The sequence below is a fragment of the Peribacillus huizhouensis genome (assembly GCF_014138605.1).
Lineage (GTDB): Bacteria > Bacillota > Bacilli > Bacillales > DSM-1321 > Peribacillus > Peribacillus huizhouensis.
On record NZ_JACJHX010000002.1, the window covers coordinates 101899 to 114031 of the forward strand.

General features: G+C 38.5%; 12 protein-coding genes. 3 read left to right on the top strand and 9 right to left on the bottom strand.

Translation table 11 applies throughout. From position 1 onward, the window contains the following. Positions 1-360 precede the first annotated feature (360 nt). The 3 genes from HNP81_RS03750 to gpr form a co-directional block, all read right to left on the bottom strand. Positions 361-693, bottom strand: coding sequence for a YqxA family protein (locus HNP81_RS03750; protein ID WP_182501603.1), 333 nt, complete (start codon positions 691-693; stop codon positions 361-363). A gap of 18 nt (positions 694-711) precedes the next feature. Beyond that, positions 712-1905, bottom strand: coding sequence for a stage II sporulation protein P (spoIIP, locus tag HNP81_RS03755; protein ID WP_182501604.1), 1194 nt, complete (start codon positions 1903-1905; stop codon positions 712-714). Positions 1906-2177: 272 nt separating this feature from the next. Beyond that, positions 2178-3296: a GPR endopeptidase gene (gene gpr / locus HNP81_RS03760; RefSeq protein ID WP_182501605.1), complete on the bottom strand. Its 1119-nt coding sequence runs from the start codon at positions 3294-3296 to the stop codon at positions 2178-2180. 316 nt (positions 3297-3612) lie between these two features. Between gpr and rpsT the strand changes: the two genes are divergently transcribed. Beyond that, complete coding sequence (gene rpsT, locus HNP81_RS03765) at positions 3613-3879, top strand: 30S ribosomal protein S20 (RefSeq protein ID WP_028391869.1); 267 nt, start codon at positions 3613-3615, stop codon at positions 3877-3879. 164 nt (positions 3880-4043) lie between these two features. Here the strand turns inward: rpsT and holA are convergent, their stop codons facing one another. Then, a complete protein-coding gene (gene holA / locus HNP81_RS03770; protein ID WP_182501606.1) occupies positions 4044-5057 on the bottom strand; it encodes a DNA polymerase III subunit delta in 1014 nt (337 codons plus the stop codon). A 457-nt stretch (positions 5058-5514) separates the two neighbouring features. Between holA and HNP81_RS03775 the strand changes: the two genes are divergently transcribed. Continuing rightward, positions 5515-5649: a YqzM family protein gene (locus HNP81_RS03775; protein WP_028391871.1), complete on the top strand. Its 135-nt coding sequence runs from the start codon at positions 5515-5517 to the stop codon at positions 5647-5649. A 223-nt stretch (positions 5650-5872) separates the two neighbouring features. Here HNP81_RS03775 and HNP81_RS03780 read toward each other — a convergent pair whose 3' ends face one another. The 3 genes from HNP81_RS03780 to HNP81_RS03790 form a co-directional block, all read right to left on the bottom strand. Next, the gene (locus tag HNP81_RS03780) at positions 5873-8179 is read right to left on the bottom strand and encodes a DNA internalization-related competence protein ComEC/Rec2 (protein WP_182501607.1); all 2307 of its coding nucleotides are present in this window, start codon (positions 8177-8179) and stop codon (positions 5873-5875) included. A gap of 278 nt (positions 8180-8457) precedes the next feature. Next, positions 8458-9033 carry a ComE operon protein 2 gene (locus HNP81_RS03785; protein WP_028391873.1) on the bottom strand — a complete coding sequence of 192 codons (576 nt, stop codon included), beginning with the start codon at positions 9031-9033 and terminating at the stop codon, positions 8458-8460. A gap of 170 nt (positions 9034-9203) precedes the next feature. Then, complete coding sequence (locus tag HNP81_RS03790) at positions 9204-9815, bottom strand: helix-hairpin-helix domain-containing protein (protein ID WP_182501608.1); 612 nt, start codon at positions 9813-9815, stop codon at positions 9204-9206. A 93-nt stretch (positions 9816-9908) separates the two neighbouring features. Here HNP81_RS03790 and comER point away from each other — a divergent pair, with 93 nt between their 5' ends. Next, positions 9909-10736, top strand: a complete 828-nt coding sequence (gene comER, locus HNP81_RS03795) for a late competence protein ComER (RefSeq protein ID WP_182501609.1) — start codon at positions 9909-9911, stop codon at positions 10734-10736. A 257-nt stretch (positions 10737-10993) separates the two neighbouring features. Here comER and HNP81_RS03800 read toward each other — a convergent pair whose 3' ends face one another. Together HNP81_RS03800 and rsfS are read right to left on the bottom strand one after the other, a co-directional pair. After that, the gene (locus HNP81_RS03800; protein WP_182501610.1) at positions 10994-11740 is read right to left on the bottom strand and encodes a class I SAM-dependent DNA methyltransferase; all 747 of its coding nucleotides are present in this window, start codon (positions 11738-11740) and stop codon (positions 10994-10996) included. Further along, positions 11737-12093, bottom strand: coding sequence for a ribosome silencing factor (rsfS, locus tag HNP81_RS03805; RefSeq protein WP_028391877.1), 357 nt, complete (start codon positions 12091-12093; stop codon positions 11737-11739). The genes HNP81_RS03800 and rsfS overlap by 4 nt, the downstream gene beginning before the upstream one ends. Positions 12094-12133: the final 40 nt, after the last annotated feature.

A 12133-nucleotide genomic window follows, 5' to 3' on the forward strand; every position in this document is an offset into this window, starting at 1 on the left:
ACAGCAAGCTAGGCACTGGAACTGGACAGTAAGAAAAGCGGAAGTGCCTTGGTCAGCTCCGGCACGCAAATCTCAATTCTCGCTCGCAAAGTGTACATTCTGGCACGAAAACCTTCCATTTTGGCGCGAAAATAAGCTATTTCCGCTCACAAATTTGATTTCAGCGCGTAAAGCTTGAAAAAGAAGTATTGATGTACGTAATCAGACCGCTGTTTCCACCATGATGCACAGCTTTTGTATCATTTGGTTACTTTTTTATAAAATTTGGATGGATTGTTTAATAAATATTAGCGTTACTTCCTATTCTCCATAAAAAAACCAAGTTCAGAAAAAATCTTCACTTGGTTTCTTAGCAATTTATTAGAGATCCGAAATGAATTGAAACGCTTTTTTAAAAACACTAGAAACAGCGTCACTTATTCCTTTTCCTACCGATGAGAAAAAATTATAGGCTTTCATTTCTTCAAGTTTTTCTTTTTTCTTGGCTAAATCATGGCTCGTGACTGTTTCTCCAAGAATAGATGCTTGAATGTCTCCTTTATCCGATTCCGTAACTGTGAAAGCATTATAGAGGGAGGAATCATCATACCCTTTCATTTTTTGCATACCTGTACTCGCTTGTTGCATGCCAAGCAACACGCCAAAAAATAAAACGAGGACTAGGACGAAGCATTTCAAAGAAAATCGAAGCACTTATGACACTCCTCTCTATTATTTTTTCTCCGTAACCGGTCCTTGAACTTCCTTCGCATCCCAGTAGAATTCACTAAAAACATTGGCAAATGCATCTATAGTTGAATACATTTCTTCAAATGTATTGTCAACGCCACCTACTTCAATTAACATCGCATTTGCAGAGAGGTCTTGATTATAGACACCATTGTTCCCTTTGCCACCTTGTTTCAAAACTCCCCTTGATAATCCGGGATACTTTTTCTCGATGGCATGATGAAGATTTGTAGCTAATGCTATATTTTTCTCAGGGTTTGGATTATTCGAACCTATGACAAAGGCAATTTTGGCGTATTGTTTCCCGTTAATCGTAATGGTTGTATTCTTTTTTCTTTTAGAATCACGATGAATATCGATTAAATAATCCAAATCTTGATTATTTTCCATCGCACTTACAGCAACTGACCGTGATTCCTGATAAGACTTAGTATATTTCAGTCCTTTTTTGTTTAAGTTAGCCTGTATATCTGTTGTTTCCAGGGAAGAGCCGATCCCGTTACTTTCCAAATCTTGAAGCAGTTTCTTTCCAAGCTTTGTTATGTTGATTTGTGAATGATAGGCTAAGTTCGGTGATGTAACACCTTTTAAGTAAGGTAAAAATGACTCCCTATTGTGCGAATGATAAATATACACAACCTTTTTTCCATCCGTCGTCACTGCTGGTGTTTGTACAGGATCTTTGGTCGGTTCTACGATCCCTTCTAAATTCTGTATGGCTGCTTCTCGTTCATCATTTAGAACATCATTTGGCGGCGAGGATTCATACGGCATATTCGTATAATTCGTTCCTTCTCCTGCCACTAGAATCTCACTATCAAAAATCGAAAATCCCGGAAGTTCTCGCCCTAGAAGACTTCGCGGATCATCTAATGATATGTTTGCTGATAGTTTTAATACTTGCTCCGTGATTTTTGGACTCGACTTCCCCTCAGGTAGTGCTGAAAAAAAATAATGATTTTCATTTGCTAGTAATGAATACAACATTTTCCCTGAAAACTGATCAGTCATTGCATTCACAGATTCTGAGGAAATTCGGTATTCAGGACGTAAAGACGTCATAACTCCAATAACTGAAAATAGCAAAACCATCATGACGAGAACGGACAAAAACGCTTTAATAATTGTAGCTCCGTGGACAACTGTGATTATTCCGCCTGATCGGTCTCTTTTCATTTTTCCACCCTCTCTATTGCTTGTCTCCTATAAATATGACTTTAATAGAAAGAGTAGAACTATCAGTTGAAAAGCATGTTTTGATGAAGGACATAGGATCGAGGCTTTGAGACTTATTAATATAGCCAATCTAATTAGCAGGTATTCTGATCTTCTCGAGAAAGCATCCAAAATCGGCTCCGCATCGCCGTCGTTGTGATTAGGTGAGTGTAGCGTGCTTCATGACCTATCCTTCATAGTAAATAGTGGCGTTTTAAAGCCATAATAGTTTTCTATCTAGTATAGTAACCAGTGTTTTCTTGATTAATTGATCCATGCAACGCCGCATTCAACCCATTTGCAATCAGGTTGGCCATATCCTCGATAAACACGTCTACTTCTTTTGGCGTCACCATAAGATTATGCCCAATTGGTGATAACACCTCATAAATCAACTTTTTTTTCTCGTCTTCCGGTAGTGTCCCAACGATGCCAAGAAAGGTTTGGCGCTGCGATTCGTCAGGTAAGTCCTCTTCTGTCAGCTTCTTCTTTTTCCCAAAACTGAAGCCCGCTGGTGCCAGCGCTCTCGATGGTTTCTCCCCTTCTCTCAACTCTTTCCCAAAATGCTTTAATATATAATCGATCGTGTCACTTGTAATCGAAACCGCATCTACAACAGTCGGAACGCCGATTGCAATTACAGGAATGCCAAGTGTATCCTGACTTAATTCTTTTCGCTTGTTGCCTACACCGGAACCTGGATGAATGCCGGTATCAGTAATTTGAATAGTAGAGTTTACTCTCTCAATTGAACTTGCGGCCAGCGCATCTATGACAATTAGAAAGTCCGGTTTACTTTTATCAATCACGCCTTGAATAATATCGCTCGTTTCAATCCCAGTAATCCCCATGACACCAGGAGCCACACCGCTTACAGGACGAAATCCTTCCTCAACAGATTCAGGCTGTAATTTGAACAGATGTCTCGTAATAACTAGATTCTCAACTACAGCAGGTCCTAGTGCATCAGGCGTTACATTCCAATTTCCAAGGCCAACTACGAGACAACTGCTATCTTTGGAAATTTTTTTTGCCTGTAAAAATTGTGCTAACTCTTCTGCAAACACCTTCTCTACCATTTGCTGTGTTTCAGTATTTTGTTGGCGAATCCCTTGCACTTCAATGGTTAAATAACTTCCTTTTTTCTTGCCTATTTGCTCGGCACCTTTTTCGGTCACCTCTACAAGAGAAATTTTTAAATCACTTTTATTTTTTTCCTTAATGATCACTCCTTCTATTTTTGAAATATTTTTCTCACTTGAAACACCTTTATGAGCCGCAGCTAATGCAGTAGCTTCCACTGCAAGATCCGTTCTTATCGAAAACTGGCTTAAATCCAAATTCTTTTCCATATTGACCTCCATATATGAAACGGTATTTTTCTTTGACGATTTGTCTAATTTTCAAGCTTTGTGGCTAGCTTCCTTTGAAATTCTTAGGGAAATTCCACTTTTCTTATTACCATTCTGCTGATATTTCTTTTTTCTTATTCATTTTTTTGGTACAATGTTTATAACGAGATAAAGTTTGCTTTTAAGCCAATTATTCCTTTTGAAGAGTATTGCATTATGGGATGCATTCTGATAAAATATCACTTGTGCTATTTAAGTATAGAACTGATAAGTCGAGTTCATATAATCTCGATTTCTTATGTAGGAGGTGAACGGAATGCCAAATATTAAATCTGCTATTAAACGCGTAAAAATTAACAACTCTAAACGTGTTCAAAACGCTACTGTAAAATCTACAATGCGTACAACAATTAAAAACGCTGAAGTTGCTCTTGCTGGTGACAATGTTGAAACTGCAAAAGAAACTCTTTTACTAGCTGCTAAAAAATTAGACAAAGCTGCATCTAAAGGATTAATCCATAAAAATGCGGCAGCCCGTAAAAAATCTCGTTTAGCGAAAAGACTTAATGCTCTAAACGCTTAATCGATTGTTTTACAGGGAAAAAGGTGTCCGTTTATACGGACACCTTTTTTAATTCCAATAAAGTGAAACTTCTATCAGTGGAGTTTTTTCCCCCACCTATTTTTTCTTGATTTTTCCCTCAATAATTGATGCGGGGGTGCTACAGTCTGTTTAATCGGGATAAATTACCCCATCTTTAGCATTAACAGTTCAAGCGTAATGGCTTTATCACTTTGCCCTGTCTTCATTTTATAATCCGCTTCAGCGAGTTCATGCATAATTGTCATCAATTCGCTTTCACCAAATTTCCCGGTTTTTTCAAGAGCCAGTTTCACTCGATACGGGTGTATCTTCATGGAAGCTGCGATTTTTTGCTGACTGTATCCTTGTCTTGCCAATTCCTTTACTTGATACAGAAGGCGTACTTGCCCGGCCATTACACTCAGGATTTTAATTGGCTCTTCATTTTGGCGCAGTAAATCATGAAAAATAGTAATCGCACTTTCAATTTTCCGCTGCAGTAAATGATCTACTAATGTGAAAATATTTTGTTCCAGTGATTTCGCTACTAATTTTTCAACGATCGCTGTATCAATCCTTGTTTCTTCCCCTACATACATGGCCATTTTATCTAGTTCATTCGTTAACATCATTAAATTAGTTCCAGCTAATTCAAGCAATAGGTCAATTGCTTGTTCGTCTATTTGAATGTGAGATGCCACTGCTCTATCTTTGATCCATACTTTTAGTTCATGCTCATTTAACTTCTTCGCTTCAACAACACAAGCCTTGCGCTTCAGTTCTTTCGTAATCTTCTTCCGTTCATCTAGTTTTTCATACGGTGCCGCAATAACTAATATGGAATAAGGAACAGGATCAGCTAAATATGCTTCCAATCGTTTCACATCGTGCTCTACTTTTTGCTTCTTATCACCCGCTGTCAAAAAGAAAGGGTTTTGAACAAAAACAAGGCGACGCTCACCGATAAACGGCAGTGTTTCCGCATCTTCTAACGCTGTTTCTATCGGTGTTTCTTCAAGATCATATTGCGAAAAATTGAAATCAATTTCATCGCCGTGAAGAGCATGCTGCATTAATAGCTGCTTCGTTTCGTTAATCAAATACGACTCTGTTCCGACCAATAAGTAAATTGGCGCAAATTGCTTTTTCTTAATATTTTTCCAAACATCTACTACCAAGGAATACCGCCTCTTTTTATGTAATCTCCCTCTTATCGTATAGATAACAAGACATTTTGACAAGCTATTAACAGTGTATTTTTCCCCGTACTTTAGGGAATTGGTCTCGTTGTGACCAATTCCCTATTTTATATAAACGCCGTCAAGGAAGTTCCCGGGTTTAACTTACTCGAAAGCGGTATTTTATTCTTGATAATAGTCAAGCGATTTGCTGTGCTTTGTACATTTATTTTAGCCCCGTAAGGCAAAACTATTTGTGACAACTCTTGTCAGTATAGGAAGTTGATTTTCGCAAATAACACGTATTACTCCATGGCTATTCTTACTAGCCGCTCACCTACATGACTAATGAAAATCGGCAGAAACTATTTCATGAATTAACAGATTATATAAAGTGGTGTCCTAGATTTTTTATTTGTAATCGCTTATACTATTAGAGAAATAGGAGGGGTATAAAATGAATGAATTTGAAAAAAATGTGCAGTCGAAACGAAACGACATAGGCGACTCCGCGGTGGGATTCATCGTTTCATTCGTATTTTTTGCCGTTATTTTCGGAATTGCTGTAACAGTTCAGGTTATCGGTTCTTAATCTGCTCTACCTACAGCTCTCCAAAAAGGGAACAAAGGGGACTGCGTTTAGCAGTTCTTTTTCTGTTGAAAAGGGGTGAGGCTTCGCAAGATCAGCTCCGAACCACCAGCTCCATAAGGTGATCCAGTTTATAGAACCTGAACCTATTTCATCGTTTTAGTTGGGCATAGGCGCTCATCAATATTTTATTGAAAATATATTCTTTTTTCTTAGTTACTCCATCCTATGGTAACGACGTGGAAAAGGTTCCATTTCCTTTTTTATCATACTGATATGATATAGCTCCTTTTAGATCTGTTCTGTAGACAGATACCCCTGCTTTACTCAATATTTCTAGCACTTGTTGATGCGGATGACCATATCGATTGTTCACTCCAGCAGAAATAATAGCGATTTTCGGCTGAAGGCTGTCAATGAACGCTTCACTTGATGAGGTTTTACTTCCATGATGACCGACTTTTAATATGTCTGCTGATAGATCAGGATATACCTGAATCAATTCTTGCTCCCCTTGCTCACCTAAGTCACCAGTAAACAACCAGCTTCCTCCGCCTATTTCCGCATATAACACAATCGATGATTCATTTGTGTCCTCCTCGTACTGGTATGGATTCAACACATAAAATCTCGCATCCCCTACCGACCAGTGATCTCCGCGTTTTACAGAGGAAATCTCTATCCCCAACTTAATAGCAGTTTGTATAAACCCCTGATCTTTATATATTTCCTCACTCCCACCACCAATAATAATTTTCTTCACATCGATATGTTTAACAATATCATCTGCACTGCCAATATGATCGGCATCTGGATGAGTCAAAATAAGCAAATCGAGCGTATGAAACCCTTTACTCTTTAAAAAAGGGATAACGATGTCTTCACCAGTTGAATATGTTTTTCGTCTCACTTTCCACACCTCTTGTTCAAAAGAAAGACTACCGCCTGTGTCAATCAAGAAATTCCCTTTATTAAACGGAAGCTTAATAAAAATAGAATCACCTTGTCCAATATCAATAAAGGTCACTTCACCGAACGGAGACAACTTTTGAATATTATATTGCAAGACAAGTAAGAGAATCAGTACGAGAGATAAAATCTTTGTTTTTCGGTGATCCCCTAAATCCCACGATGCCAACAGCAGAAAAATCACGACAACAAGTAACAAATGAATTGGGAATGTAGGCTTGCCAATGCTTATATATGCAAATGGCAGATCTGCTGTAAACCCTGCTACTGCATTACATAGAACAAAGCTTTTATTTAGAAAAAATAGCAACAAATCACCAATCTGATGTGTTAGCAGATGGATAAGCAGAACTAGTATCGCAAACGGCAAAAGGATGACAGAATAGATTGGAATAAAAATCACATTCAACAGCACACCGATTAACGAAAACTCAAAAAAGTGAAAGAGTAATATAGGAATAGCTGCTAGCTGACACAGAATACTTGTCACAAGTAGTGCTATGAATTGATTTGAAAATCGTCCCATGATGCTAAGCGACATAATAATAGCAAAGGCAACAGAAAAGGACAGTTGGAAGCCAATATTGTAGAGATGGTTCGGATTAAATAATAAGAGGAGCAAATAAATAATGGAAATCGTCTCAGTAGCAGAAATAGATTTTTTTAAAAAAGCGAGGAAAAAGAATAGCATCGCCATAAAGCATGAACGAAGGACGGAAGGACTTGCACCGGAGAGGATGATATAAATCGGCAAAAACAGCAACATGACAAGGGACATCTGTTCTCGTGTTACACCAGCCCGGATACCAATGAAAAAAATCATGCCTGTTAAAAAACTAACGTGCAACCCTGAAATGGCTAATAAGTGAACGATGCCTAAACGCTGATAGTCTTTTAGCTCTTCTTCATCAATCAGCTTCTGATCTCCAAAAATGAGAGCATTCACATACCCGCGTGATGATTCAGGAAAATGTATGTTCACATAGGAGATCCCCTTATTCCTAAAATCCTGAATCGCTTGCTTTATACTGTGCTTGTTAGACATACATTTCGCAAATTGAATCGAATCCGCTTTAAGAACCCAATGAATGCCTTGCCTTTTTAAATACAGTCGATAATCAAAGCTATTAAAATTACGCTTCCCACTTGGTATTTCAAGGACACCCATGGCAGGGCATGACATAGCTATTTTCAAATGATTTTGCAAGTTTATTTTCTCAGACTCAGAAGAAATCTTATACTTTAGCTGAAGTTTTTCGTTATTATCGGTTCTAACAAAACCTTTCAGCAGATCTCCATCAATGTCGATTGAATCCGTAAAAATAATCGTGAAATTTGTTTCCTTACCTGAAAGTTCCGTACGATTGTTTTTCTCAGAAATAGTCGTACTGAAGCCAAACAACAGCAGGACAACGAGATGAAGCACTAAGATTTTACTGGGGATTTTAAAAAAAAGGAAACCATAATAGAGGAGCGCGCAAATAAGCCATTCCCACCCGAAATAAGGGAATACGGTTACGCCAAATGTGGCAGACACGCAAGCAAATATGAGTTGTTTCGTCATAAGACCTCCTCCAACTTAGAAGGAGAGGACTAAAAAGGGGTCTACTTTCATTCAAAACTAAAATGAAGTTAAAACGCCACCATTTATTATGAAGGATATATCTTGTAGCACACTACACTCAGCTAATCTTAATGGTGGAGGTGCGGAGCTGAAATTTTGGATGCTTTCTCGAAAAATCAGTATACCTGATTAATAGATTGGCTATATTAGTAAGTCGCGAAGCCCCTTCCCCATAACTTCTTGATTCGTTATGAAATCTACCCCTTTTTAGTTTTAAGTCACACTCCATCTGTTTTTAATAGAAATAGTCGTTCTGCCTGTTGCTGAAGTTCATTCACCTGTTCAATCGAACCGCCTGCTTCTGACAATGCAGTTAATAAATCAGCAACAAGATTTTGTTTTTCCTGACCTTTTAGGTCAATAATTTCCTCTGTTAATACCTGTTCAACTCTCACACCCGCCTGCTCGAAAAGCTCAATTGCATAAGGATGGTTTTTATAATTTTCAGCATAATATACCGCTTTAATTCCCGCTTGGATTAATGATTTACAACATTGCAAACAAGGGAAATGGGTGACATAAATTTCAGCGCCTTCAGTCGGTACACCGAACTTCGCACATTGTAAAACCGCATTCATCTCCGCATGGATCGTCCTGACACAATGATTGTCAATTACATAACAGCCATCATCGATGCAATGCGTACCGCCTGCAATTGAACCATTATACCCACCGGCAATAATTCGTTTATCTCGAACGATCGTTGCACCAACCGCTAATCTTGTACATGTACTTCTTAATGCTAATAATTGACTTTGCGCCATAAAATATTGATTCCAACTTATTCGTTTCAAAATACATTCCCCTTTTTTTAGTAATGAGAAGTTCAAGATGTATAAGACACTATTCTTCCCGTAACCAGTAACACGTGCAGAATAGTGAACCAGCGCTTTCATATCATTTAAAAGGCTTTTTACTGAACTTGTCTACATTTTACCTTCTCTTCCCCAATTTGAATAGCTGATTATTTTACCTTTATTGAATCCTTTAATTTTTCAAACGTTTTGTCGCCGATGCCCGATATCTTTTTTAAATCTTCCACACTGTGAAATTTTCCGTTTTTTTCACGATAGTCGATGATACTAAGCGCTTTAGACGGACCAACGCCCGTTAATGTTTCCAACTCCGCTTGTGTAGCCGTATTCAGATTGATTTTTCCGTCGGACGAACTTCCTGATGAAGACACCGATCCTATTGTTTCTACACTTTCGTCACCCACTCTTGGTACCAGGATGACCATTTGATCTTCTACGACTTGCGCTAAGTTCACTTGATCTTTATCCGCTTCTTTCGCAAAGTCCCCTGCATCTGCAATAAGATCTATCACTCGATCACCAGCTTCAGCGATATAGACACCCGGACGGTTAACCGCACCCTTCACATCTACTTTTATGATTGCAACCTTCTCTGCTTCTTGTTGCTGCTCTAGCGGTTCATCAAATGCACTGCTCCCATCAGAAAAAATGTCTGTTACCTTCGGTTCCGGTGCTGAAATTTGAAAATAAGCAAAACCGAGTAATAAAGCAAGCCCCACTGCTATTCCTATGATTATTTTCTTTTTTCCTTGAACGTTCATTGAAATCACCCTTCATTTTAATTTTCGTCATAACCAAGCAACTAGCATCATAGAGTTTTTAGAGAAGTTCCTTTTAGTAGGAGGTGGCAAATTTTGAAAATAGGTGTAATCGGAACGGGAAATATGGGGACTGTTTTACTTGAATCATGGCTGGAAGCTAAAGCAATCAAAGAAGAAGATCTCATCATTACAAACCGCACTCTCAAAAAAGCACTCGCTATCCAGTTTCAATATAAAGGCGTAACCGTGGTGAATACCGCGGCTGATGTCGCAAAGCATGCTGATGCCATTTTTGTCTGTGTGAAGCCTTTGGAAGTTTTAGCGGTACTTCAAACCATCAAGCCTTATATAAACCAAGACAAGTGTGTGATTGCAATTACAAGTCCAATCTCAGTCGATCAGCTTGAATCTCAGTTGGATTGTTCTTGCGCCCGCTTCATCCCAAGCATTACAAATCGCGCTCTTTCTGGTGTATCATTACTCAGCTTCGGAAAGGAATGTCAAAGCATTTGGAAACAAGCTATTACTGAATTAGCAAAAAGTATGTCAGAGCCAGTGATTATTGAAAATGAAATAACACGGGCTGCTTCTGACATTGTGAGCTGTGGGCCGGCATTTTTCACGTATTTAGCAAGAAGATTTATTGATGGTGCTGTTCAAACAACAAAAATAGACGAAGAAACAGCAAGTATCTTAACAGAAAATATGTTAATCGGCTTAGGAGAATTACTGAAGAAAGGTACCTATACTTTACCTACACTGCAAGAGAAAGTCATTGTAAAAGGCGGAATTACTGGTGAAGGAATGAAAATACTTGAAGCAGAAACAGGGGATATGTTCGAGCATCTTTTTATAGCGACAAATGAGAAGTTTACAGAGGACATCGAAGAAGTGGAAAAACAATTTAGGACTCCTTATTAATATTCGTAATGAAATGCAAAAATCCTTTTCTTTTTTTAATTATTTTAAAGAAAGCTCTTTTCAACTTGCCTGTTGATTGCAACGAGAAGCGTACGCCTACCGCTCCATTCAACATTGTGCAAAATCAACAGTAAGCTTTAACATACCCCAAAAGAAAAATAGGGTCAGACTAAAAACATCTACTATTATCGTTTAAATGACATGTACTTGACATACTAAACGATTGATAGAGTGTTACGTCAGACCCTTTTCATTTCTTATTTTCTCTTTGCTACAAAGAGAATCCGCTCGGTTTTATTGTGAATGGGCTCATCTTCTAAGTCTGATAACAGCTCGAGCACTTCAAAACCGCACTCGACAAGCTTTTCTTGATAGAAAGACACCGGGTATGTGCGTTGATAATGGTATTCGTCAAAGCGATCATACAAGCCATTTTCGGGATCTCGGACAAAGAAGCTCAGATCGTGTTCAACACTATAAGGCTCCACTCCTGCATAACATTCCCAAATATATGAAACATCTTCATCGCTTATCGCAAACGTCTGATTTTGAAACACTTGCTCGATTTTATAGATGGAATGGATATCAAATAAAAACAAGCCATCCTGTTTCAGATGAGCATGAACTGAATCAAAAGTTTTTTGTACATCCGCTTCGTCTCGAAGATAATTTAAAGAGTCACAAAAAAGGGTTACACAATCATAAACGCCGAGCCCTTCTAGCTGAGCCATATCTTGTTGATAGAATGCAATAGAGCGTCCTAATAAGTCTGCTTTCTCATGGGCAATTGCAAGCATTTCCTCTGATAAATCTACGCCTGCAACTTGATAGCCTAGCTTTGCCAGTTCTATGGTAAATTCGCCCGTACCACATGCAAGATCAAGCACTTTTTGGCCATCACAGCCGTACTGGTTCATTTTTGCAAGAAGGAGTTCAAGCCATTTTTCATAAGGAGCATCTTTCATCAGTTCATCATACACATAGGCGAACCGTTCATAACTCATTGGCTTAATTCGCTTTGCAAGTTCTCGATTGGAGCATCTCCCCATAAACGTTCAAGATTGTAGTACCCTCTTTCATCACGATGGAATACGTGGGCAATTACATCCCCTAAATCAACAAGAATCCACTTTGCTTCATCAAAGCCCTCCATACGTCTTACTTGAATGCCGTTTTCTTCTGCTTTTTCTTTCATTTCACGAGCAATCGCTTGAACTTGCTTATCAGAATTACCATGGCAAATCAAGAAATAATCAGCAATTAAGGAAATTCCCTTCATATTTAAAGCAAGAATGTCCTCTGCACGTTTATCATCAGCAGCCTTTGCTGCCATTACTAATAGTTCTCTTTCAGTCATCGAATCTTCTCCTTATAGTGGGTGTTCCAAAAGACTGAAC